This window comes from Leclercia sp. W17, assembly GCF_003336325.1.
GTDB lineage: Bacteria > Pseudomonadota > Gammaproteobacteria > Enterobacterales > Enterobacteriaceae > Enterobacter.
The window spans coordinates 2,038,740-2,062,582 of the sequence record NZ_CP031101.1; the positions used below are offsets into that span (position 1 = coordinate 2,038,740).

Here is a 23,843-nt window from a genome sequence, read left to right on the forward strand (position 1 = left end):
TATTTACGCTAGAAAAGAGACATAAAAAAACCCGCCGAAGCGGGTTTTTTATTGAGCGATTAATTAAGCGCTTTTCTTCGCTTTCTTATCCGCTTTTACCAGGGTTTCTACAGCTGCAGGTGCAGCAACCACACCTTCAGTGTATTCGCGGCCATAGTAGGTATCCAGCAGGATCTGTTTCAGCTCTGCGATCAGTGGGTAGCGCGGGTTCGCACCAGTACACTGGTCATCAAAGGCATCTTCAGACAGCTTGTCTACGTGTGCCAGGAAGTCAGCTTCCTGAACGCCAGCTTCACGGATAGACTTAGGAATACCCAGCTCTGCTTTCAGGCTTTCCAGCCATGCCAGCAGTTTCTCGATCTTCGCAGCAGTGCGGTCACCAGGAGCGCTCAGGCCCAGGTGGTCAGCGATTTCTGCGTAGCGACGACGAGCCTGCGGACGGTCGTACTGGCTGAATGCAGTCTGCTTGGTCGGGTTGTCGTTAGCGTTGTAACGGATAACGTTAGAGATCAGCAGGGCGTTCGCCAGACCGTGAGGAATGTGGAACTGAGAGCCCAGCTTGTGCGCCATGGAGTGACACACACCCAGGAAGGCGTTAGCAAACGCGATACCGGCGATGGTGGCAGCACTGTGCACACGCTCACGGGCAACCGGGTTTTTAGAGCCTTCGTTATAAGAGGCTGGCAGGTTCTCTTTCAACAGTTTCAGTGCCTGCAGAGCCTGACCGTCAGAGAACTCAGACGCCAGTACAGAAACATAAGCTTCCAGGGCGTGAGTTACCGCATCCAGACCACCGAATGCACAGAGTGATTTCGGCATGTCCATGACCAGGTTGGCGTCAACAATCGCCATGTCCGGGGTCAGAGCGTAGTCTGCCAGTGGGTATTTCTGACCTGTTGCATCGTCGGTAACAACAGCAAACGGCGTCACTTCAGAACCGGTACCGGAAGTGGTGGTGACGGCGATCATTTTCGCTTTCACGCCCATTTTCGGGAACTTGTAGATACGTTTACGGATATCCATAAAGCGCAGCGCCAGCTCTTCGAAGTGCGTTTCTGGGTGCTCGTACATTACCCACATAATTTTGGCTGCGTCCATTGGGGAGCCGCCGCCCAGCGCGATGATCACGTCTGGTTTGAAGGAGTTTGCCAGCTCTGCGCCTTTGCGAACAACAGACAGGGTTGGGTCAGCTTCAACTTCGAAGAACACTTCAGTTTCCACGCCAGCCGCTTTCAGAACAGAGGTGATCTGGTCTGCGTAGCCATTGTTGAACAGGAAACGGTCAGTCACGATGAGCGCACGTTTGTGGCCATCAGTAATCACTTCATCCAGCGCGATTGGCAGGGAGCCACGGCGGAAGTAGATAGATTTCGGAAGTTTATGCCACAACATGTTTTCAGCTCGCTTAGCAACGGTTTTCTTGTTGATCAGGTGCTTAGGACCAACGTTCTCAGAGATGGAGTTACCACCCCATGAACCACAACCCAGAGTCAGGGAAGGCGCGAGTTTGAAGTTATACAGGTCACCGATACCACCCTGAGAAGCAGGGGTGTTGATCAGGATACGTGCAGTTTTCATCATCTGACCGAAGTAGGCCACACGTTCAGGCTGGTTATCCTGGTCAGTGTAGAGACAGGAGGTATGGCCGATACCGCCCATCGCTACCAGTTTCTCTGCTTTATCAACCGCATCTTCGAAATCTTTCGCGCGGTACATTGCCAGCGTCGGAGAGAGTTTTTCGTGTGCAAACGGCTCGCTTTCGTCAACGATATTCACTTCGCCAATCAGGATCTTGGTGCTGGCTGGGACGGTGAAACCTGCCAGTTCAGCAATTTTATACGCTGGCTGACCTACGATGGCGGCGTTCAGTGCGCCATTTTTCAGGATGATGTCCTGAACCGCTTTCAGCTCTTTGCCCTGCAGCAGGTAGCCGCCGTGGCTGGCGAAACGTTCGCGAACGGCATCGTATACGGAATCAACAACAACAACGGACTGCTCGGAAGCACAGATTACGCCGTTATCGAAGGTTTTAGACATCAATACAGAAGCAACAGCACGTTTAATATCGGCAGTTTCGTCGATAACAACTGGGGTGTTACCCGCACCTACGCCGATAGCTGGTTTACCGGAGCTATAGGCCGCTTTAACCATGCCTGGGCCACCAGTTGCCAGAATCAGGTTGATGTCCGGGTGGTGCATCAGAGCGTTAGACAGTTCCACGGAAGGCTGATCGATCCAGCCGATCAGATCTTTCGGTGCACCCGCAGCGATCGCCGCTTGCAGAACGATATCTGCAGCTTTGTTGGTTGCATCTTTAGCACGTGGGTGTGGAGAGAAAATGATTGCGTTACGTGTCTTCAGGCTGATCAGCGATTTGAAGATAGCAGTAGAAGTTGGGTTGGTGGTTGGAACGATACCGCAGATGATGCCGATTGGCTCAGCAATGGTGATGGTACCGAACGTGTCATCTTCAGACAGAACGCCACAAGTCTTCTCATCTTTATAGGCGTTGTAGATATACTCAGAAGCAAAGTGGTTTTTAATCACTTTATCTTCAACGATACCCATACCGGATTCGGCAACGGCCATTTTAGCGAGAGGGATTCGAGCATCTGCAGCAGCCAGAGCGGCGGCGCGGAAGATTTTATCAACCTGTTCTTGGGTGAAATTGGCATATTCACGCTGGGCTTTTTTTACGCGCTCTACAAGTGCGTTAAGTTCAGCGACATTAGTAACAGCCATAATGCTCTCCTGATAATGTTAAACTCTTTTAGTAAATCAGCTGCTCGACACGAAAACAGTATAGTCAGCGTCATTGCCACTTGCTTAACTTACGTAAAAACAAGATGTTAACGTCTTTATCGTTCCCCTGATTTACTAAAAGAGCCTTCCATCAGTAGCCTACGTTCAGACTCTGAGTCTCCCTGGTGGCGTAATCAAGATTACTCACTTCTGAGTACCGAAAACATGATCTGTATCAATTTATCCATAAGCTGATACCTTTCAGCAGGGGTATTTTAGGGCATTTCATCGATTGTTAAATAATTGCAAAACTAATTGAACCATAACAACGCATAAAGTACACAAATATTTTACAGCGTAACATCACCATATTTAGCATTATTGTGATGAAGTAGAGGCATAAAAGGCGTATCGTCTGCCGGGTTATTGTGGATGCCACATTTTATATTAAGACTTGCTAATCAGCGGAGCTAACAGTGAGCCTATCGCTCTTTGATTTCCCAACGTATTTTAAGTTCTTTATTGGTCTGTTCGCGCTGGTGAACCCGGTGGGCATTATTCCCGTCTTCATCAGTATGACCAGCTATCAAACCGCCCTTGCCAGGAATAAAACCAACCTGACGGCAAATTTGTCCGTGGCGATCATCCTGCTGACGTCGCTCTATCTTGGCGATTCAATATTGCAGATTTTTGGCATCTCGATCGATTCGTTCAGAATAGCCGGCGGGATCCTTGTGGTCACCATTGCCATGTCAATGATCAGCGGCAAGCTGGGTGAGGACAAACAGAACAAGCAGGAGAAATCAGAAACCGCCATCCGAGAGAGCATCGGCGTGGTGCCGCTGGCATTGCCCTTGATGGCAGGGCCAGGGGCGATCAGTTCTACCATTGTATGGGGAACGCGTTACCATAACCTGATGCATCTGATTGGCTTCTCGATAGCTATTGCCCTGTTTGCCTTCTGTTGCTGGGGGGTATTCCGTATTGCGCCGTGGCTGGTACGCCTGCTGGGCCAGACAGGCATTAACGTTATCACCCGTATTATGGGTCTGCTGCTGATGGCGCTGGGGATTGAATTTATTGTTACCGGTCTGAAATCAATTTTTCCGGGGTTATTAGGGTAATCCTTCAAATGAAAAAGCGGAGCACTGGGCTCCGCTTTTTTTGTCATTATCAGCAAATCATATAATGAAAGTTGAAAATCGCTTTAACTATAATAAATTTTATTAATAATTTTGTTTTGTTAACTTTCAATAAGTTGCCTTTCGACATACCGTTCATCTGGTCATAAACCGCGCAAAGCGTCTGTTATTTTACTCACACAATACTCTGGGGCTTGCTGCAAGATTACTGAGATGATATTAGTAATTTGCTGAATGATTTAGATGAATGTGCTAAATAATAGACAGTTGTTAATTTTTTGTACAAAAACAGATCGCTTCTGGCATCGCGGTACGCTCATCGACAACACTTTCTTCATCTCATTGAATAGCAGGCACTTTTTTCGCATTCGATGCGCGGCATGGCAGCCCACGGCGTAACGGTCTCTTCCGTAAAAGAGAATTGGTTAACAAATTTGCAAAATGTATTGGCGCCTAAGTAACTCATTTGGTACTTTCCGGCCATTCCATTTGAGCGTACTTCTTATAGATGAGAATCTTTTTCATTAACGATTCTGACCTATAAGAATTAATACATGCCTCGGCAGGGGAGGCATGTCACAAATCGACGCAAGGTGGCCAGACGAGCCGCCAGTAATAGTAAAGTCGGTGATAGCGAGAAGTAAAAAACGCCTGACGGCAGCATAAACTCCTACGTTGTCAGGGAACCCCTGAAAAGGGGAATTAAACAGGCTGGTAAAAACCAGTAATTATAAAGAGTGGAGTATCAACACAATGTCCATCATCACAAAAAAAAGTCTGGTAGCTGCGGGGATTTTAACTGCGCTAATCGCAGGCAACGTTGCAATGGCTGCTGACGTCCCTGCTGGAGTACAACTGGCGGAGAAGCAAACGCTGGTACGTAACAATGGTGCTGAGGTTCAGTCACTGGATCCGCACAAAATTGAAGGTGTACCGGAGTCTAACGTTAACCGCGATCTGTTCGAAGGTCTGCTGGTCACTGACGTAAACGGCCACCCGGTTGCGGGTGTAGCTGAAAAATGGGAAAACAAAGACTTTAAAGTCTGGACCTTCCACCTGCGTAAAGACGCGAAATGGTCCGATGGTTCCCCGGTTACCGCCCACGATTTCGTTTATAGCTGGCAGCGTCTGGCAGATCCTAATACTGCCTCTCCGTATGCGAGCTATCTGCAGTATGGCCACATCGCCAATATCGATGACATCATCACCGGTAAAAAACCGATTACCGATCTCGGCGTAAAAGCGATCGATGACAATACGTTCGAAGTTACCCTGAGCGAGCCGGTTCCTTATTTCTATAAGCTGCTGGTTCACCCGTCCGTCTCCCCGGTTCCAAAAGCCGCGGTTGAAAAATTTGGCGATAAGTGGACTCAGCCCGCCAATATCGTGACCAACGGCGCCTACAAGCTGAAAGCCTGGGTCGTTAACGAACGTATCGACCTGGAGCGTAATACCAACTACTGGGATAACGCGAAAACCGTCATTAATCAGGTCACCTACCTGCCAATCTCTTCTGAAGTGACTGACGTTAACCGCTACCGCAGCGGCGAAATCGACATGACCTATAACAACATGCCGATTGAACTCTTCCAGAAGCTGAAGAAAGAGATCCCTGCTGAAGTACACGTTGACCCGTACCTCTGCACCTATTATTACGAAATCAACAACCAGAAAGCGCCATTCACTGACGTTCGCGTTCGTACCGCCCTGAAGCTGGCGCTGGATCGCGATATCATCGTCAACAAGGTGAAAAACCAGGGCGACCTGCCAGCGTACAGCTACACGCCACCGTACACCGATGGTGCGAAGCTGACCGAGCCAGAATGGTTCAAAATGACCCAGGAACAGCGTAATGCAGAAGCGAAGAAACTGCTGGCCGAAGCGGGTTATACCGCAGACAAGCCGCTGACCTTCAGCCTGCTGTATAACACCTCCGATCTGCATAAGAAACTGGCTATCGCAGTCTCTTCCATCTGGAAGAAAAACCTGGGTGTGAACGTGAAGCTGGAAAACCAGGAGTGGAAAACCTTCCTGGATAGCCGCCATCAGGGCACCTTTGATGTGGCCCGTGCCGGCTGGTGTGCGGACTATAACGAGCCGACCTCTTTCCTGAACACCATGCTGAGCGACAGTTCGAACAACACCGCGCACTATAAGAGCGCAGAGTTCGATAAGCTGATCGGCGATACCCTGAAAGTGACTGACGAAGCGCAGCGCGCCGATCTGTACGCGAAAGCGGAACAGCAGCTCGACAAAGATTCTGCGATCGTACCGGTTTACTACTACGTGAACGCCCGTCTGGTGAAACCGTGGGTAGGTGGATATACCGGGAAAGACCCGATGGATAATATCTACGTTAAAAACTTGTATATTATCAAGCATTAATGGCAATGAGTGGGGCGGGCGCTGTCTGCCCCACGGTGTCTACTCATCGTAATATTATATAGGCACACGCCAGAAGGTACGGGCAATGTTGAAATTTATCCTACGTCGCTGTCTTGAAGCGATCCCAACGCTATTTATTCTTATCACGATCTCCTTCTTTATGATGCGTCTCGCGCCGGGAAGTCCATTTACCGGTGAACGTACGCTGCCGCCAGAAGTTATGGCGAATATCGAAGCGAAATATCATTTAAACGATCCTATCTCCACCCAGTATTTCAACTATCTGAAACAGCTGGCCCACGGTGATTTTGGTCCGTCGTTTAAATATAAAGATTATTCCGTAAACGATCTGGTGGCGTCCAGCTTCCCCGTTTCGGCGAAATTAGGCGCCGCGGCCTTTTTACTGGCCGTTATTCTTGGCGTCACGGCGGGCGTTATTGCTGCGCTTAATCAGAACACGAAATGGGATTACACCGTTATGGGGGTGGCAATGACCGGTGTCGTCATACCGAGTTTTGTCGTGGCCCCCTTGCTGGTCATGATATTTGCCATCACCCTGAAATGGCTGCCCGGCGGCGGCTGGAATGGCGGGGCGCTGAAATTTATGATCCTGCCGATGGTCGCGTTGTCTCTCGCCTATATCGCCAGTATTTCGCGTATCACCCGTGGTTCAATGATTGAAGTGCTGCACTCGAACTTCATCCGTACTGCCCGGGCCAAAGGGCTGCCGATGCGCCGCATCATCTTCCGTCATGCGTTAAAACCTGCGCTGCTGCCGGTGCTCTCTTATCTGGGCCCTGCGTTCGTCGGGATTATCACCGGGTCAATGGTTATCGAAACCATCTATGGTCTGCCGGGTATCGGCCAGCTGTTCGTTAACGGCGCCCTTAACCGCGACTATTCACTGGTACTGAGTCTGACCATTCTCGTTGGCGCGCTCACCATCTTCTTTAACGCGATCGTCGACGTGCTCTATGCCGTTATCGATCCGAAAATCCGCTACTGACACTGGAGCTCGCCATGATGTTAAGTAAGAAAAACAGCGAGGCGCTGGAAAACTTCAGTGAAAAACTGGAAGTGGAGGGGCGCAGCCTCTGGCAGGATGCACGCCGTCGCTTCATGCATAACCGTGCTGCGGTTGCCAGCCTGATTGTCCTGGTCCTTATCGCCCTGTTTGTGACGCTGGCGCCGATGCTGTCGCAGTTCACCTACTTCGATACCGACTGGGGCATGATGTCCAGCGCGCCAGATACCGAATCGGGCCACTACTTTGGTACCGACTCTTCCGGGCGTGACCTGCTGGTCCGTGTGGCCATCGGTGGACGCATTTCGTTGATGGTAGGGATCGCAGCAGCCTTTGTTGCGGTGATTCTGGGGACCCTCTACGGATCGCTCTCCGGCTATCTCGGCGGCAAGGTCGATTCGGTGATGATGCGTATTCTGGAGATCCTCAATTCCTTCCCGTTCATGTTCTTCGTCATCCTGCTGGTGACCTTCTTTGGCCAGAACATTTTGCTGATCTTCGTGGCTATCGGCATGGTCTCCTGGCTCGATATGGCGCGTATCGTGCGCGGCCAGACCCTGAGCCTGAAGCGCAAAGAGTTTATCGAAGCGGCGCAGGTGGGCGGGGTTTCAACCGGTAATATCGTGGTCCGTCATATCGTGCCAAACGTGCTGGGTGTGGTGGTGGTGTATGCCTCCCTGCTGGTTCCGAGCATGATCCTGTTTGAATCTTTCCTGAGCTTCCTCGGCCTGGGTACCCAGGAGCCGCTGAGCAGCTGGGGTGCGCTGCTGAGCGATGGCGCCAACTCTATGGAAGTTTCACCGTGGCTGCTGCTGTTCCCGGCGGGTTTCCTGGTGGTGACACTGTTTTGTTTCAACTTTATCGGCGATGGCCTGCGTGATGCCCTCGATCCGAAAGACCGTTAAGGAGTGCCGCCATGACTATTATTGAAACGGCATCGGCCCCACAAGCGCATCAGCAGGGTAATCTCCTGCTGGATGTGAAAGATCTGCGCGTCACCTTTAAAACGCCTGATGGCGATGTGACCGCGGTAAACGATCTTAACTTCAGCCTGCGTGCTGGCGAAACGCTGGGTATCGTGGGTGAATCCGGTTCCGGTAAATCCCAGACGGCGTTCGCGCTGATGGGGCTGCTGGCACAAAACGGCGTTATCGGCGGCTCTGCCACCTTTAACGGTAAGCAGATCCTTAACCTGCCGGAGAACGAGCTTAACAAGCTGCGTGCCGAGCAGATATCCATGATTTTCCAAGATCCGATGACCTCCCTGAACCCGTACATGCGTGTGGGCGAGCAGCTGATGGAAGTGCTGATGCTGCACAAAGGGATGGGCAAAGCCGAAGCGTTTGAAGAGTCGGTTAAGATGCTGGATGCGGTAAAAATGCCGGAAGCGCGCAAGCGTATGCGCATGTTCCCGCACGAGTTTTCCGGCGGGATGCGCCAGCGCGTGATGATCGCGATGGCGCTGCTTTGTCGGCCAAAACTGCTCATTGCCGATGAACCGACCACCGCCCTGGACGTGACCGTTCAGGCGCAGATCATGACCCTGCTGAACGAGCTGAAGCGCGAGTTTAATACCGCGATCATCATGATTACCCACGATCTGGGCGTCGTGGCCGGGATTTGCGACAAGGTGCTGGTGATGTATGCCGGGCGTACCATGGAGTACGGTAAAGCGCGTGATGTCTTCTACCATCCGGCGCACCCGTACTCGATTGGCCTGCTGAATGCGGTACCGCGTCTTGATGCGGAAGGGGAGTCGCTGCTGACCATTCCTGGCAACCCGCCCAACCTGCTGCGTCTGCCGAAAGGCTGCCCGTTCCAGCCGCGCTGTCCGCACGCGATGGAAATCTGCAACAGCGCGCCGCCGCTGGAAGAGTTTGCACCAGGCCGTCTGCGTGCCTGCTTTAAGCCGTACGAGGAGCTGGTATGACAGCAATTGACGAAAAAAGAAATGTTCTGCTTGAAATCGCCGATCTGAAAGTGCACTTCGACATCAAAGACGGCAAGCAGTGGTTCTGGCAGCCGGCGAAAACCCTGAAAGCGGTTGACGGCGTCACCCTGCGTCTCTATGAGGGGGAAACCCTTGGCGTAGTGGGGGAGTCGGGCTGCGGCAAATCCACCTTTGCCCGTGCGATCATCGGCTTGGTGAAAGCCACTGGCGGCAAGGTCGCCTGGCTGGGTAAAGATCTGCTGGGGATGAAACCGGAAGAGTGGCGCGAGGTCCGAAGCGACATTCAGATGATTTTCCAGGATCCGCTGGCATCACTGAACCCGCGTATGACCATTGGCGAGATCATCGCTGAGCCGCTGCGTACCTACCATCCGAAGATGCCGCGTACGGAAGTGCGCGACCGCGTCAAGGCGATGATGATGAAGGTAGGTCTGCTGCCGAACCTTATCAACCGCTATCCGCACGAGTTCTCGGGTGGCCAGTGTCAGCGTATCGGTATTGCCCGCGCGCTGATCCTGGAGCCGAAGCTGATTATCTGTGACGAACCGGTCTCGGCGCTGGACGTGTCGATTCAGGCGCAGGTGGTTAACCTGCTGCAAAAACTGCAGCGTGAGATGGGGCTGTCGCTGATCTTTATCGCCCACGACCTGGCGGTGGTGAAGCACATCTCCGATCGCGTACTGGTGATGTATCTCGGCCATGCGGTGGAGTTGGGCACCTATGACGAGGTGTATCATAATCCGTTACACCCTTACACCAGAGCGCTGATGTCTGCCGTGCCGGTGCCGGATCCTGACCTGGAGCAGAATAAAACCATTCAGCTGCTGGAAGGGGAACTGCCGTCGCCCATCAACCCGCCGTCTGGCTGCGTGTTCCGTACCCGCTGCCCGATTGCCGGGCCGGAGTGCGCGAAAACGCGTCCGGTACTGGAGGGCAGCTTCCGCCATGCGGTCTCCTGCCTGAAGGTTGACCCGCTCTGATCGGGTAAAAGGCAATAAAAAAGGCTGCAATCGCAGCCTTTTTTTATTCGCGCCAGAGTATGTGGCACAGCTTGTGGTCTTTCTCACGACACAGCAGAACGCGGGCAAAGATATCATTGATCTCTCCGCCGTCGGTATCCGCCAGGCCAATCACCACCTCGGCGAAGAAGTCCGGGTTCAGGTCGTAATCGACATGTTCAGCCCAGTCTTCAGACGGATCGAACAGCTCGGCGCCGCCACGCTCTTCAAATTGCAAATTAAAGAGAATCACGTCAGCCGGGTCGAGATTATCGACGGCCAGTTCCAGAAAGATATCGTAGGCCTGCTCGAGCGTTTCGTCTTCGGTCAGGCGATTGTTCAGATCCATTTCCATGATGACTACCTGTTTAACATCGTTGGGCACGTTTTACAGCAACGGACTAAAGAAGTAAAACAGTCGTTCGGCAATTCGCTGCCATAGCGGCCTTTTCATCCACAAACGGGCATCCAGCAGGCGGGAGCGCGAGATATAATCATCCTGCACGGCTGCCAGATCGCCCCCAAAACCGGTATCGTCGATCACCAGCGTGATCTCAAAATTGAGCCACAAACTGCGCATATCGAGGTTCACTGTTCCCACCAGGCTAAGCTCACCGTCCACCAGCACGCTCTTGGTGTGCAGCAGCCCACCTTCAAACTGGTAAATCTTCACCCCGGCTGCCAGCAGTTCGCTGAAAAAGGCCCGGCTGGCCCAGCCCACCAACATCGAATCGTTCTTGCGCGGCAGGATAATACTGACATCGACCCCGCGCTGGGCGGCGGTGCAGATAGCGTGGAGCAGATCGTCACTCGGCACGAAATAGGGGGTGGTCATGATCAGGTATTCACGGGCGGAATAGGCGGCGGTCAATAACGCCTGATGGATCAGATCTTCCGGGAAGCCCGGTCCGGAGGCGATAGTATGGATAGTGTGCCCGCTGGCCTGTTCAAACGGCATGATATTGGCATCCGGCGGCGGGGGCAGAATGCGTTTGCCGGTTTCAATCTCCCAGTCACAGGAGTAGACGATCCCCATCGCGGTGGCGACCGGACCCTCCATACGCGCCATCAGATCGATCCACTGACCCACACCGGCATCCTGTTTAAAAAAGCGCGGATCGACCATGTTCATGCTGCCGGTATAGGCGATGTAGTTGTCGATGAGCACCATTTTGCGATGCTGGCGCAGATCCATCCTGCGCAGAAACACACGCATCAGGTTAACCTTTAACGCTTCGACCACTTCCACACCGGCATTGCGCATCATGGATGCCCAGTTGCTGCGGAAAAAATTCACGCTACCGGCGGAGTCGAGCATCAGACGGCAGTGGATCCCCCGGCGTGCCGCGGCCATCAGGGATTCAGCTACCTGATCGGCCATGCCACCGGGCTGCCAGATATAGAACACCATCTCGATATTATGCCGCGCCAGCTGAATATCGCGGATCAGCGCATTCATAACGTCATCGGAGGTGGTCATCAATTGCAGCTGGTTGCCTTTCACCCCGGCAATCCCCTGGCGGCGTTCACACAGCTTAAATAACGACGCGGCGACGTCACTGTTCTCTTCGGCAAAAATATGTTTGCAGGATTTCAGATCGTTCAGCCATTTCGCCGTGGAGGGCCACATCGCCCGGGCACGCTCGGCCCGACGTTTACCGAGGTGCAGCTCACCGAAGGATAAATACGCAATGATGCCGACCAGCGGCAGGATATAAATAATCAACAGCCATGCCATGGCAGAGGGAACAGCTCTGCGCTTCATCAGGATGCGTAACGTCACCCCTGCGATCAACAGCCAGTATCCCAGAATGAGCAGCCAACTCACCACGGTGTAGAAGGTTGTCATAATAAAAAATCCTTTTGAAAGCGTATTGTTAAGAGTTTACGCGTCAGGATTTTTCTGGCAAATAAAAACGCCAGATAAAAGCGCTGGTCTGCCGCAGGCAAGGGACTATAATGAACGCTCTGTTTTGTGAAGAGTTGGTAACATGAAGCGCAGTAGAACAGAAGTAGGGCGCTGGCGCATGTTGCGACAGACAAGTCGTCGCAAAGCGCGTTGGCTGGAAGCTCAATCCCGCCGTAATATGCGTATCCACGCCATCAGAAAATGCAGTATGAACCGTCATCGCAATGCGTTGCTGTTCGCCATTCAGGATTACTGAATGACACAAGGGCACCCACAGAGGTGCCCGATGTTTTTTATTCGCTACGTCAAAAAGGAGGATGAGGTGTTTGCGGATTTGGGTGTACTGAATTTCTGGACCTATGTTGTCGGGGCTATTTTTATTGTTCTGGTTCCTGGACCTAATACCTTATTCGTTTTAAAAACCGGTATTGGTCACGGTGTGAAAAAGGGCTATCTTGCCGCCAGTGGCGTATTTATTGGCGATGCGGTACTGATGTTTCTGGCATGGGCGGGGGTTGCGGCGCTGATCCAGACCACGCCGATGCTGTTTAATATTGTGCGCTATCTCGGGGCGTTCTATCTGTTATGGCTGGGCGGCAAAATGCTCTGGTCGGTAATAAGGCATACACAGCAGGGCGATGCTGGCGGTCTCGAACCGGCTAAAACCATAATGAAACGCTCGCTGGTGCTGAGTATGACCAACCCGAAGGCGATTTTGTTTTATGTCTCATTCTTTGTGCAGTTTATTGACGTTCACGCGAAGCACACCGGCGTCGCTTTTATGATCCTCGCGGTCACGCTGGAAATCATCAGTTTTATCTATATGAGCTTCCTGATCTTCTCCGGCGCGTTTGTTACGCGCTATTTGAAAACCAAAAAGAAACTGGCGAAGCTGGGAAATGGTTTAATAGGATTACTGTTTGTTGGCTTTGCGGCGCGGCTGGCATCCCTGAACTAATAAAAAAGGCTCCTGGTACGGAGCCTTTTTTTATCTTAGAAAACTTTTTTAAACGGCTTCACCACGACGTTATCATACACGCCTGCCGCCACATACGGGTCGTCCTGCGCCCAGGCCTGTGCCGCTTCGAGGGATTCAAATTCGGCAATCACCGTTGAGCCGGTAAATCCCGCCGCACCCGGATCGTTGCTGTCGACGGCAGGCATTGGCCCTGCGGTCAGTAATCTGCCTTCGTCATGCAGCAGCTGTAAGCGCGCAAGGTGGGCAGGGCGTACGGAGAGACGTTTTTCCAGAGAATCAGCGACATCTGCAGCAAAAATCACGTAAAGCACAGCGGAGCTCCTTAACCGATAAAAGTGGGAATTACGTTATGTGAAAGTGCAGGTGACTGCAATGTAAAGATGGCAACATTGTTAAAACCTTGCGCCTGATGTGCCTTTTATCGCCAGATGGACGGTAAAATCGGGCGAAGTTTAACTGGCTTATTGAATATGATTGCTATTTGCATTTAAAATCAGGGCCTGGCTTTTTAACTGAAACGATTATGACTTCAATGACCCTCGATTTACCTCGCCGCTTTCCCTGGCCGACACTGTTGTCCGTCGGAATTCACGGAGCCGTGGTGGCGGGTCTGCTTTACACATCGGTACATCAGGTTATTGAAATGCCAGCGCCCGCGCAGCCGATTTCGGTGACCATGGTAACGCCTGCGGAGCTGGAGCCCGTGCAGGTCGCGCCTCCACCGGAGCCTGTTGCAGAGCCCGAACCCGAGCCGGAACCAGAACCTGAAGTTGTTCCTGAGCCGCCAAAAGAAGCGCCTGTGGTGATCCACAAACCGGAGCCCAAGCCAAAACCGAAGCCTAAACCGAAGCCGGTGAAAAAGGTGGAAGAGCGTCCGAAGCGTCAAGAGCGCCCGGTTGAGCCTCGTACCACCCAGCCCGTTGAGCGTGCGGCTCCGGCTCGCCCGGTCATGAACTCCGCGCCAGTTACCGCTAAGCCGGTTCCGGCGGCGCCGCCGGGTCCACGTGCGTTGAGCCGTAACCAGCCGCAATATCCATCGCGCGCTCAGGCTCTGCGTATTGAAGGGCGTGTACGGGTGAAATTTGACGTCACCGCCGACGGACGTGTGGATAATATCCAGATCCTCTCCGCGCAGCCGTCAAACATGTTCGAGCGTGATGTGAAAAACGCGATGCGTAAGTGGCGCTACGAAGCCGGTAAGCCAGGCAGTGGGCTCATCGTCAATATCGTTTTCCGCCTCAACGGCGGGGCACAGATGGAATAATAAAAAAAGCCTCCCAACTGGGAGGCTTTTTTTATGCCTGAGGTAATGCGCGCGGTTTGCCTTCGCTATCCACCGCCACGTAAATAAAGAGCGCTTCGGTGGCCTTATAGCGCTGGCCGATCGGTTCCGAAGAGACCTTCTTCACCCACACTTCGATATTGATCGACACCGAGGTATTTCCCCGTTTCACGCAACGCGCGTAACAGCAGACCACATCACCCACCGCGACAGGCCGCAGAAAGGTCATACCATCAACCCGGACCGTCACCACGCGACCATGGGCAATCTCTTTAGCGAGGATCGCCCCGCCCATATCCATCTGCGACATTAACCAGCCGCCAAAAATATCGCCGTTCGCATTGGTGTCGGCGGGCATTGCAAGTGTGCGTAAAACCAGTTCGCCCTGCGGGGCGTTCGTTGTTGTCATTATGAACTCTACTTATTACGGAGGACTTCAGGCGGGATGCTACTATGATTTGCTGCCGGAGAGAACAGAAGAAAAACGCCAGGCTTATTAAGCCTGGCGGAAGGATTACTGCTTGTCGTCCTGCGGCATGTGGCGATAGATGTAGATGCCGCTCAGGAGGGTGAAAATCAGCGTTAAGGCGGTCAGACCAAAGACTTTAAAGTTGACCCAGATGTTCTGCGGCAGCCAGAAAGCGATATAGATATTCGCCAGACCACAAAGAATAAAGAACACCGCCCAGGCGATATTCAGGCGCGACCAGACCGCCTGCGGCAGCGCCAGCTCTTTACCCAGCATGCGCTGGATAAGCGGCTTTTTCATCACCCACTGGCTGAACAGCAGGGCACCGGCAAACAGCACGTAAATGACGGTCACTTTCCACTTGATGAACTCATCGTTGTGGAAAAAGACGGTCAGCCCGCCAAAGAAGGCCACCAGCACAAAGGTGATCAGGGCCATTTTTTCAACCTTGCGGTAGCGCACCCAGCTGTAAATCAGCACGACTGCGGTGGCGACGATCAGAGCAGTGGTCGCGGCGTAAATGTCATACAGCTTATAGAAAGCAAAAAAGACAACCAGGGGTAAAAAATCAAGAAACTGCTTCATTCTTCGATTCCATCTATCAGCGATGGCCTGTACGTTCTGAACAGGCCGTCAGAAAAATTACTGGCGAATTAACGTGTACAGGCGGAACAAATAAACGAGCAAGACAGCGGAGATGAGGTTGCTCAGGGTATTTGCCACAACAGCACCGACGTTAGGCGTCAGAACGGCAAGATTGGGTGCAAACAGCAGCAGCAGAGTTTTCGCCAGCAACCAGCTCATTACCGCTGGCGCGACCAGACGCATATTAGACCATGCCAGCCGGATACTGCTACGCATGGCAACAAAAATGCCCATGCGGTCCTGCACCATCATCACGGGGGCGAAGGCGAGCACAATCGCCAACAGCACGCCCGGCACCACAACCAGCATAATCCCTAATTGCACCAGCATGGTGGTTAAAAAGATCAGAATAAACAGCTTGGGCAGCAGCGGCGCGCTGGCACCAATCGCCCGCAGCGCGCTGACGCGTTGCCCGGCAGAGACCAGCTGGATCATCAGCAGCACGCCGCCAGCCAGAATGGCATTGCCGATAAGACCGGAAAAGGTCGAGGCCGCAGAAGCCCGCAACAGGATCTGCTGCTGTTCCGGAGTCATGTTCTGCACCATCTCAAACAGACCAACGCTGCTGGCGATTTGATCGCCTTCGCTCAGGCTGGCAATTTGCTCCTCACTCGGCGAAAAAGCATGACCAAGTACCACCGTGATAAATGCGCACAACAAGGCGATCAGTAAAAAGGTAACGAACTGATTGCGGAAAAAATTCCCCGTGTCACGGTAGACAGACTTCGCCGTGATAGACATGCACTCTCCTTGAGTATTGCAGGTGTTAATTAGCGGGCAATTGTACCCTGGATAACTGCCCGGTGGCAGTATCAAGGCTTGTATGAAAAAGCATATCTTTGTAAAGCGCCCGTAATGCGTCGCTGCCATTTTGCGCGGTTGTGGGCAAGCGGGGCGTTTTGTGTCCGAAACGGCAAAATTGATCCAGACCCTGCCTACCAATTTTTGCCAGTTGTGAAAAAAATTAATTTAGATCAATGAATGTTAAATCACTGAATTTAGTGTGATTAATGCAAGATCACTTATTAATCATTTGTAGGTATATTCCGTTCCTCAATAAAACCATAACGAGGGAATGGATATGAAAAAAGCAGCGGTGGCAGCACTGATTCTGAGTACGCTTTCCGGCGGCGCAATGGCCCACGAAGCAGGTGAGTTCTTTTTCCGTCTCGGGACGGCAACGGTACGTCCTACGGAAGGCTCGGACAATGTGCTCGGTTTGGGCGGTTTTAACGTCAGTAACAATACCCAGGCGGGGATGACCTTTACCTGGATGGCGACCGACAACGTCGGCGTTGAACTGCTGGCGGCCACGCCGTTTCGCCACAGAGTAGGTACGGGCCCAACCGGGGACATCGCCACGGTTCACCATCTGCCGCCGACGCTGATGGCCCAGTGGTATTTCGGTGATGCAGGCAGCAAGGTTCGCCCCTACGTTGGCGCCGGGGTCAACTACACCACCTTCTTTGATGAGAAGTTTAACGACACCGGTAAAGCGGCTGGCCTTTCCGATCTGAGCCTGAAAGATTCATGGGGTATGGCGGGGCAGGTGGGGCTGGATTACCTCATCAACCGTGACTGGCTGATTAATATGTCGGTCTGGTACATGGATATCGATACCGAAGTAAAATTCAAAGCGGCGGGCGAGCAGCAAAATATCAGTACCCGTCTGGATCCGTGGGTGTTTATGTTCTCGGCCGGCTACCGCTTCTAAACCTCTTCTGCAAAACTCCTGCAAAACCCTTCTGCAAAACTGGTCGTTAAATGACCAGTTTTTTATACTCTTTTCCTCGAGTGTCATTATATTTATTCGTCATGATTACACTGGAGTGCCCAAGTAAAACTTGAGTATCTATACCTTGCTCGCGATAAAGCCGCTCCGATAAAGATCGCTGTTCGTGGAAGCTCGGTGCCGTGCCGTTTTTCTCCCACTCGTACGCGACGCTATCTCTCGCTTTGCTAAATGCGACAGTTAAGGTTGCCGGTTTAACCATGCCGCCCCGCTTGGCTTTCCCTTTAGCGTGGTGATGATGCAACAAGTAAGGGCTCAGAACCTTGTCGCGGCACGAGGAGATCACCTCACCGAGCGAGATGCCAAGTGCGTTACAGCGTAACTCTAAAGGAATGGCCAGCTTGTATCCGGTCTTGCTTTGCTCGATACACAAACAACCTTCCTGGATGTCAGTAAACTTCATGTTGCATATATCAGACAGGCGCTGCCCGGTGATAATGGCCAGCTGCATACCGCGTTGAAGGAAATAATTATCTTTTTCTGCCGCGTTGAAGATAAGCATCCACTCCTCGAAAGTAAGCCTTTGCCGACTGATCTTTACGTGGGGCTTCTTGCTGGAAAGCGCCGGGTTGAATCCAGGCGGGACTTCTCCGACTTGCTGCGCTTCCTTAAACACATCGATCGTAACCTTCCTGAAAATCTGCCCCATCCTGTTATGTCCCTTCTCTTTATAATCTTCCAGAATCGACACAATATCCTTTACGGTAATTTCATCCAGCTGGCGTGGCCCCAAAGATTCCTCAAGAACCTTTAACGGTGAGGCCTTTTGCTTGAATGTATTTAGCTTAATCTCGCCTTGTTGCAGCCGCTCTTCCTGAAGCCTTCTGTACCGTACCAAATACTCGCTGATCGTTGCGGCTCCGCCCAGGCGCTTGTTGATGTCATTTTTAGCGCGGATCAGATGCCTCATTTTTTGTTCGGCTAAACGGCTGTTAGCTTCAATGGCAATTTCTTTGGCGGTACTTTCATCGGTGCCGAGGCCGTGAAATTTCCCAGTAACAGGATGCTTATACCGCCAGTAAACTTTTTTGGTGCGCGAGTCCAGAAAACAGGAAAGGCCTGGTATAGATACGTTATGTTTCCGAGGTCGCGCCATCTTCTAAAATCCTCCTCAGGAGCGGGTGATCCTGTTTCTTTATCTCTGGTTCTGCTGATAAGCCAACGAACCGGGCCGTGACCTCGACGCGCCAGCTTTTTCCCACTTTGCATGGGGGCGGTGAAATCATGCCGTTCTTGGCGTATTTGCAAAGGGTGGATGTTCCGGGCACCGGCTCTCCAAATTCGCGCTTTGCCCATTCAGATAATAGAACTAACCTGGACATTATCTTCTCCAGATAATGGCCCTTTGCAGGGCCAAAAGGTGAATAAAAGAAATCAGATTGCTGTCAGGCGTTGCCAGATAGCCGATACGTATTTGACCTGGTGGCGGGCGTCGGCCAGGGCGTTATGCTGATCGCCTTCAAAAGGGATGTCGTAGCGAGCATTTAGCCCAACCGCTTTACCCAGCTCAACGACGGTTCGCACGTCACGGTAATTCCAGTGCGGGATCGGGAAGGGCGTGTCGGCCAGCTCAAATGCTGCTTCCAGAAGAGAGCAATCAAACGAACTACCATTTCCCCAGAGCTGCACATTCTTAGAACCGTTGGCTGCGTTTTCAGCGATGAAGTCGAGAAGCTGCTCAAGCGCTTCTACCAGGCCGACCGTATCATCCACCACGATTGCAGATCGTGCTTCAGGCGATTGTTTCAGCCACCATAGAATAGTGCTGGCGTCTGGCCTTGCCCCGAATGACATCGACGATTCCAGATTAATCACCTGATAATATTCAGCACCGGTCAAACCGCTGGCCGGGTCAAAGAATACGGCCCCCACTGAAACGATCGGGGCACCCGGTTTTTTGCCCATGGTTTCGAGATCCACCATCAGGTGCGTGAACATGGTTTCCGAGTTTGAGGTATCAGCCCCTAGCGCCTCCAGTTCCTCTTTCAGACCCGCTTCCATCACCGCATAGGTTGCATCGCCAACCGCGGCGCCACAGTCAGGGCAACCGCCGCCACCTTCGGTACCACAGCTAGCGCAGATGGTTCCCGCTACGGCATCTGTTTGCGCAGCAGTTGCATCAGCGCTTTCGCCTGGTGGAACCGCGCCAACACTTTCTCCTTTCGCCGGGTTAGTCTCTTCCATCTGCACATCGCTGGTGGTCTCCGTTACTGTTTCCGTTTTTTCGACTGCGTTTGAGAGGGTATTGATGACCGGGTCATTATTTGTACCCATTAGGCCATCGATAGAGAACACGCCGCCGCCGAGGTTCGCGACCTGCGTCTGGCTGTCGGCAATGGTCGCCTCATTTTTTTCCGCGTGGAGCTTTTCATCAGCAGCGCGTTGACGCATCTGATCCACAATAGAAAGTGCACGTTCAGGGCATTTTTGTTCGCTTGGGTTATATGCGGAATGAAGCTCTTCCAGCGTTTCATCAACCTCCTGCCATGCTTCATCGACCATTTCTTTGGTAACGGCTTCCTGCGGCTGTGCATTGTTGGCATGAATAGGCATCAGCTCAGTCGCTTCATTGAAATTTGTCGTCATAGTTCGGTTAACGAACTCGAGGTGTGCAGCTGGAGTCAGGTGGATATTCTCTGGTGCGATGCGCACCAGGTTAAAAATAGCCGTGCGGTTCACTGCCAGAACACCAGGCTGATTGCGCAGAATTTTGCTCCATGATTTCCAGGGTTCTTCTTTGTTCGCGACAATCTCTTTGGCGCGGCGCAAAACACTGGAAGGGATTTCAAAATGGTGGAAATCCATCGGCAGCAGGGCGCAGGCGATCTCCAGATCGAGGGTGTCCAGTGTGTGATGCGCATCTGCGCCGCGGTCAGTTACATACCCGCCGTCGGCATTGGTGCCTGCATCTGTGCGCTGCACGTGACTGATGCGGTTACCTGCTGCCCATTCACGCGTCAGGATCCCTCGGTCGATATATGGGGTGACTACCCAGGCTTTAGTGAACTGCAGCAGCAGAGCCAGCTCATGGCGCTTATCCATGCTGAACACTGTTCGAATAGCATTCGTATAGCGCCACAGGTCCTTGGTGTCATAAGCCTTAACTTCTGAAGAATTCTCTGCGGCCAGAAGCAGGTTCTGGACATATCCGTTATCGGTGTCCATTTCCATTAAGTGAAGATCCGCGTGTTCTTTGCGGCTGATGTGATGGCGCAGTTGGTCAGCTGTCAACTGAGCCAGGAGCTGTTTACGGAATGGCATTTTGCAGACGGGATAATGAGCGCCCCCGTCATCATGTTTACTGATCCTCAGGCCATGCTCAATTAAGTCCTCAGGTTCTTCTTTGGCTGGAAGCTTTCCACTCTTCCAGTCGTCAACCAGCTGATTGCGCTCGTCAGCTTCGGCTTTAATCCAGCTCGACATGAAGATGGCCAGCAGTGCAGGATTGTGTTCTTTGTCTTGCGGGAAAATGTCTTTGATGACCTGGACCAGTTTCCACTCGGCATGCAGGCTGAGAGCGCCAATATCAGCAACGTCATTTTTGGCCTGCAGCAGGTTCTGGAAATAGCTATTTTCGTCGTCCATCGACAGGGTCATGGCATCAATCATTTGCTCATTAGTGATGTGGGTCTGATATTTATCGCCGAGCAGGTGAACGGCAAAGCGCCCTGCAACAGAGCGGTTTTCAACCGGGACGGTGCTGCCCACATCTGCGGTATCAGTGGCGGTTACCGCCGCGACCGGCTGATTCTCATCGCTGGTGACGCTGTCCGGGACGATGGTGGTTTCGCTCTGAGGCGCGGCGCCAGGTATCACTATCCAGGTGCGCAGGTCATCGGCCAGCTGATAGCGCTCGCACCAGGTGTAATCGATGGTGCTTTCTTCCGGCAGATCATTGAAAACCGGGAAATCGGTGCGGACAGGCTTCAGGTATTCTTTGCCGCGGCCGGTTTCGATGCCAGCGTCCTCCAGCTCGACATCCAGTTGTAGCGCTGCGCGCGATTCGGTTTTGGCTGTAAACCACAGAACGCCGTCAGGTTTTCCAGATTTCTGGGTAGCCTTAATATGATAAAAAAATTCCATCTTGGAGCCTCATTTGGGTGTAAGATACCCAACAGCTGATGATCGCCGCCTTGGGTAGTGGTCATTGGTCAAAACTCGATTCCGGAAAGCTTTGGTCGGCTGACCGGGTACTTAACCCGCCTTGCGCGGGTTTTGTGCTTATTGGACGCTGGTTTTTTTCGCCAGCTGGGAGACAAGTACGCCATCAAGCGCATCCAGCACAGGGTCGAACGTGGTGTTCGACGGGATCTTGCTTACTGCGCGGATTACTGCTGAAACTGAAATATCTCCTTCACGCAGGCTGTAACCACCTCCGGGCCCTCTGTGCGAGGTGACCAGGTTGCCGCTGCGCAACCGCTTGAAAATTTGCTCCAGATAAGAAACCGAGAGCTTCATTTCTTTACTCAGTGTGGCGAGCGGTACAGGCGTTCCGCGGTAGATTCTTTCCAGCACTGCAACGGCCTGGACAGATGCCATCACTCGTTTCATTCCAAATTCCATAGTGGATCCCTTCGGGCCAGTCAGGCCATTGGTCAAAACTCGATTAAAAATGTAACGCTGGCTGTTGGTCGTCAGCCGGTTTGTACGGGTAACACTGTCCTTTCACGTGCTGCTCTGCGGCAGCTGCTTCACAAATCGCTTCGGTTTTATAGAGACCGAGCATGATGTCTGAGCATTCCCCGGTGAGGGCGCAGACGGTAACGATTAAGGCGAAGAGCGAGTTCATGCGTTGAGCTCTGGATTACCTTTCTGCGCCATGAAGTAGCAGAACTTACGGATCAGAACTTCAACGATGTTGAGGCGAATAGCCTGCTGTTTTACGGGGTTACGTGCATAGTCGATCATGGTTATCTCCTTATTGCCATTTACGTCTGGCCGACGGAACGGTAAAGCCTGCTGCGCGATTGCTTTTGTCATCTCATCCGGTGTTTCGTATGCCGCCGGCAGCTACTTCGTGGGCGTCCTGCCTGGATGACTGAATTTGTGAAATCAGACTACAAATAAACATACCAGCAGTCAATGAATATCTGATAATAAATATACCAATGCGTTTTTAATACGTGGGCTTGCTGTTGTATAGCTACAAAAAAAGCCGCTATTAAGCGGCTTCTAATATGAGAAAGGGGTTAACTCTGGGGATCGATTCTTCTTTTGCGCAGGAACTCAGCCATAAAAGCATCAAGCTCCTCCAGTCGTGTCTTTGCCAGCGAAACGAAGCGGTCCTGTTCTGACTCAGGGAGCTGATCAAAAATATCCAGTAAAGCTGCTTGTTTTGGATTGAGAATTGTCTTGCTGGCGGTTACTGAATTCAGGTGCTCTTCTTCTTCGTCCGTCATAAAGAACCAATAAAGCGGCTTACCAAGCGCCTCGGGCAACAGAGCCAGTTTTTCTTTCCTTGGAAAGCTACCCGCATTGCACCAATGACTCACCGTTTGGGAATTAACGTCAATGCGCCTACCCAATTCAGATTGAGATATATCAGCCTCTTCAAGGGCCCTCATCAGCCGTTCTTCAAAGTTCATATTCATATCCAAATCAAACCAGTGGTTAAGCATACAAAGTTTCTTTTCAGATGTGTTTAGTTAAATTCCTTGACACTGATAAGAAAATTATCAAGTATGTGGTACGTAAATCAGGAGGAACCATGAACGAAGCCATTCAACAAAAAATTATTTCTTTGTGTGGAAGTCAGTCTGAATTAGCTCGCCGCTTGGGTAAGAACTCGCAGACAGTATCAGTCTGGTTTCGTACTCAAGTTGCCAGCACTGAAGTTCTTAATGCCTGTCGGGTTCTGGATTGGCAGGTAACTCCACATGAGTTACGACCTGATCTCTACCCAAATCCCACTGATGGTTTGCCTCAAAAGGAAGCCTAATCATGCAATCAATAACGTATGAACATCTTAATCAGCATAATGCCGCTCCGCTGAAAAACCGAAATCAGATTGAGCATCGTCGCCGGGACTCAACACGCCATCGCGCGATCCTGTCTGCCGTACGTGAATGGGAGGCAACTATCCCGGGTCAGGCGCAGGACGTTGTTACACAGCTGGTGGCCGAACAGTGGGCAAAGGAGGGCGGAAGAGGGATCACTGTGAACAAACAGAACCTTTTTCGCTACCTGAAAAACGAAACCAACTCCGGCAAATACACGGCCTATGTCATGCAGCTCGCGACCGCGATCGGTACCGCCATGCCGATTGAGATCGCCAGAAAACACGGTCTCCGTCAGGGTAAAACCGATATCGAGTTGGTGGCTGAGGCGATTAAAGAGACCGGCGAGCACCACCAGGCAAAATTGTTGGGTCTCCCGAGCAAGAAGCAAGCGAAGGAGGGATTTGAGAACCTCCTGGCTAACGCAGCACTTTTACCCGGTGAGCTTGCCGGGGTGATGATTGCTCATCTCCAGGCACTAGCACCACTTTTTACGTAATCGAGTTTTGACCAATGACCACACGTCCCG

26 protein-coding genes and 1 pseudogene are annotated in these 23,843 nt (G+C 52.1%); 12 read left to right on the plus strand and 15 right to left on the minus strand.

The window, feature by feature from the left end; all coding sequences use genetic code 11:
* Positions 1–63: 63 nt before the first annotated feature.
* Positions 64–2,742: a bifunctional acetaldehyde-CoA/alcohol dehydrogenase gene (gene adhE, locus DVA44_RS10005; protein WP_103822264.1), complete on the minus strand. Its 2,679-nt coding sequence runs from the start codon at positions 2,740–2,742 to the stop codon at positions 64–66.
* 476 nt (positions 2,743–3,218) lie between these two features.
* Here adhE and DVA44_RS10010 point away from each other — a divergent pair, with 476 nt between their 5' ends.
* The 6 genes from DVA44_RS10010 (at position 3,219) to oppF (ending at position 10,224) form a co-directional block, all read left to right on the plus strand.
* On the plus strand, positions 3,219–3,866 hold the full coding sequence (locus DVA44_RS10010; protein ID WP_103179918.1) for a YchE family NAAT transporter: 648 nt from the start codon (positions 3,219–3,221) through the stop codon (positions 3,864–3,866).
* A gap of 771 nt (positions 3,867–4,637) precedes the next feature.
* On the plus strand, positions 4,638–6,269 hold the full coding sequence (gene oppA, locus DVA44_RS10015; protein ID WP_114314720.1) for an oligopeptide ABC transporter substrate-binding protein OppA: 1,632 nt from the start codon (positions 4,638–4,640) through the stop codon (positions 6,267–6,269).
* Positions 6,270–6,354: 85 nt separating this feature from the next.
* The gene (gene oppB, locus DVA44_RS10020; protein ID WP_103179916.1) at positions 6,355–7,275 is read left to right on the plus strand and encodes an oligopeptide ABC transporter permease OppB; all 921 of its coding nucleotides are present in this window, start codon (positions 6,355–6,357) and stop codon (positions 7,273–7,275) included.
* 14 nt (positions 7,276–7,289) lie between these two features.
* A complete protein-coding gene (gene oppC / locus DVA44_RS10025) occupies positions 7,290–8,198 on the plus strand; it encodes an oligopeptide ABC transporter permease OppC (protein ID WP_103179915.1) in 909 nt (302 codons plus the stop codon).
* Between the two features lie 11 nt (positions 8,199–8,209).
* Positions 8,210–9,223 (plus strand): ABC transporter ATP-binding protein, encoded by a 1,014-nt coding sequence (locus DVA44_RS10030; protein ID WP_103179914.1) that lies wholly within the window; start codon positions 8,210–8,212, stop codon positions 9,221–9,223.
* Positions 9,220–10,224 carry a murein tripeptide/oligopeptide ABC transporter ATP-binding protein OppF gene (gene oppF, locus DVA44_RS10035; protein ID WP_103179913.1) on the plus strand — a complete coding sequence of 335 codons (1,005 nt, stop codon included), beginning with the start codon at positions 9,220–9,222 and terminating at the stop codon, positions 10,222–10,224. Before DVA44_RS10030 ends, oppF begins: the two co-directional genes overlap by 4 nt.
* A gap of 43 nt (positions 10,225–10,267) precedes the next feature.
* Here the strand turns inward: oppF and DVA44_RS10040 are convergent, their stop codons facing one another.
* Together DVA44_RS10040 and cls are read right to left on the minus strand one after the other, a co-directional pair.
* A complete protein-coding gene (locus DVA44_RS10040) occupies positions 10,268–10,597 on the minus strand; it encodes an HI1450 family dsDNA-mimic protein (RefSeq protein ID WP_032611249.1) in 330 nt (109 codons plus the stop codon).
* 33 nt (positions 10,598–10,630) lie between these two features.
* A complete protein-coding gene (gene cls / locus DVA44_RS10045) occupies positions 10,631–12,091 on the minus strand; it encodes a cardiolipin synthase (RefSeq protein ID WP_114386539.1) in 1,461 nt (486 codons plus the stop codon).
* 142 nt (positions 12,092–12,233) lie between these two features.
* Here cls and DVA44_RS25525 point away from each other — a divergent pair, with 142 nt between their 5' ends.
* Both DVA44_RS25525 and leuE read left to right on the plus strand, forming a co-directional pair.
* Positions 12,234–12,407: a YciY family protein gene (locus DVA44_RS25525; protein ID WP_139157093.1), complete on the plus strand. Its 174-nt coding sequence runs from the start codon at positions 12,234–12,236 to the stop codon at positions 12,405–12,407.
* A 66-nt stretch (positions 12,408–12,473) separates the two neighbouring features.
* On the plus strand, positions 12,474–13,109 hold the full coding sequence (gene leuE, locus DVA44_RS10050; RefSeq protein ID WP_103822506.1) for a leucine efflux protein LeuE: 636 nt from the start codon (positions 12,474–12,476) through the stop codon (positions 13,107–13,109).
* Between the two features lie 35 nt (positions 13,110–13,144).
* Here leuE and DVA44_RS10055 read toward each other — a convergent pair whose 3' ends face one another.
* Positions 13,145–13,441 (minus strand): YciI family protein, encoded by a 297-nt coding sequence (locus tag DVA44_RS10055; RefSeq protein ID WP_032611245.1) that lies wholly within the window; start codon positions 13,439–13,441, stop codon positions 13,145–13,147.
* Between the two features lie 221 nt (positions 13,442–13,662).
* Between DVA44_RS10055 and tonB the strand changes: the two genes are divergently transcribed.
* The gene (gene tonB / locus DVA44_RS10060) at positions 13,663–14,394 is read left to right on the plus strand and encodes a TonB system transport protein TonB (protein ID WP_114388398.1); all 732 of its coding nucleotides are present in this window, start codon (positions 13,663–13,665) and stop codon (positions 14,392–14,394) included.
* A gap of 31 nt (positions 14,395–14,425) precedes the next feature.
* On the opposite strand, the gene yciA is transcribed toward tonB, so the two are convergent.
* The 4 genes and pseudogenes from yciA to DVA44_RS10080 all read right to left on the minus strand — a co-directional run.
* Complete coding sequence (gene yciA, locus DVA44_RS10065; RefSeq protein WP_103179910.1) at positions 14,426–14,821, minus strand: acyl-CoA thioester hydrolase YciA; 396 nt, start codon at positions 14,819–14,821, stop codon at positions 14,426–14,428.
* Positions 14,822–14,926: 105 nt separating this feature from the next.
* Complete coding sequence (locus DVA44_RS10070; RefSeq protein WP_114386541.1) at positions 14,927–15,466, minus strand: septation protein A; 540 nt, start codon at positions 15,464–15,466, stop codon at positions 14,927–14,929.
* A gap of 57 nt (positions 15,467–15,523) precedes the next feature.
* Entirely contained in the window at positions 15,524–16,267 is a 744-nt protein-coding gene (locus DVA44_RS10075; RefSeq protein WP_103822262.1) for a YciC family protein, read from the minus strand.
* 25 nt (positions 16,268–16,292) lie between these two features.
* Positions 16,293–16,382, minus strand: a pseudogene (locus DVA44_RS10080) (YkgJ family cysteine cluster protein); the annotation flags it as partial.
* Positions 16,383–16,607: 225 nt separating this feature from the next.
* Between DVA44_RS10080 and ompW the strand changes: the two are divergent.
* A complete protein-coding gene (gene ompW, locus DVA44_RS10085; protein WP_114386543.1) occupies positions 16,608–17,240 on the plus strand; it encodes an outer membrane protein OmpW in 633 nt (210 codons plus the stop codon).
* 46 nt (positions 17,241–17,286) lie between these two features.
* Here ompW and DVA44_RS10090 read toward each other — a convergent pair whose 3' ends face one another.
* From DVA44_RS10090 to DVA44_RS10115, 7 genes are all read right to left on the minus strand, one after another.
* Entirely contained in the window at positions 17,287–18,414 is a 1,128-nt protein-coding gene (locus DVA44_RS10090) for a phage integrase Arm DNA-binding domain-containing protein (RefSeq protein ID WP_114386545.1), read from the minus strand.
* Positions 18,392–18,640: an excisionase gene (locus DVA44_RS10095; RefSeq protein ID WP_063160322.1), complete on the minus strand. Its 249-nt coding sequence runs from the start codon at positions 18,638–18,640 to the stop codon at positions 18,392–18,394. The genes DVA44_RS10090 and DVA44_RS10095 overlap by 23 nt, the downstream gene beginning before the upstream one ends.
* Positions 18,641–18,692: 52 nt before the next feature.
* The gene (locus tag DVA44_RS10100; protein WP_246843619.1) at positions 18,693–21,401 is read right to left on the minus strand and encodes an exonuclease; all 2,709 of its coding nucleotides are present in this window, start codon (positions 21,399–21,401) and stop codon (positions 18,693–18,695) included.
* A gap of 138 nt (positions 21,402–21,539) precedes the next feature.
* Entirely contained in the window at positions 21,540–21,881 is a 342-nt protein-coding gene (locus DVA44_RS10105; RefSeq protein ID WP_174521484.1) for an Rrf2 family transcriptional regulator, read from the minus strand.
* Positions 21,882–21,924: 43 nt separating this feature from the next.
* Positions 21,925–22,107, minus strand: coding sequence for a DUF1482 family protein (locus tag DVA44_RS10110; RefSeq protein WP_114386547.1), 183 nt, complete (start codon positions 22,105–22,107; stop codon positions 21,925–21,927).
* The gene (locus DVA44_RS25530) at positions 22,104–22,298 is read right to left on the minus strand and encodes a hypothetical protein (RefSeq protein WP_130588671.1); all 195 of its coding nucleotides are present in this window, start codon (positions 22,296–22,298) and stop codon (positions 22,104–22,106) included. The genes DVA44_RS10110 and DVA44_RS25530 overlap by 4 nt, the downstream gene beginning before the upstream one ends.
* A 209-nt stretch (positions 22,299–22,507) precedes the next feature.
* Positions 22,508–22,936: a helix-turn-helix domain-containing protein gene (locus DVA44_RS10115; RefSeq protein WP_114386549.1), complete on the minus strand. Its 429-nt coding sequence runs from the start codon at positions 22,934–22,936 to the stop codon at positions 22,508–22,510.
* A gap of 89 nt (positions 22,937–23,025) precedes the next feature.
* Here DVA44_RS10115 and DVA44_RS10120 point away from each other — a divergent pair, with 89 nt between their 5' ends.
* Positions 23,026–23,256, plus strand: coding sequence for a YdaS family helix-turn-helix protein (locus DVA44_RS10120; protein ID WP_074132863.1), 231 nt, complete (start codon positions 23,026–23,028; stop codon positions 23,254–23,256).
* Between the two features lie 2 nt (positions 23,257–23,258).
* On the plus strand, positions 23,259–23,813 hold the full coding sequence (locus DVA44_RS10125) for a toxin YdaT family protein (protein ID WP_114386551.1): 555 nt from the start codon (positions 23,259–23,261) through the stop codon (positions 23,811–23,813).
* The last annotated feature ends 30 nt before the right edge of the window (positions 23,814–23,843 follow it).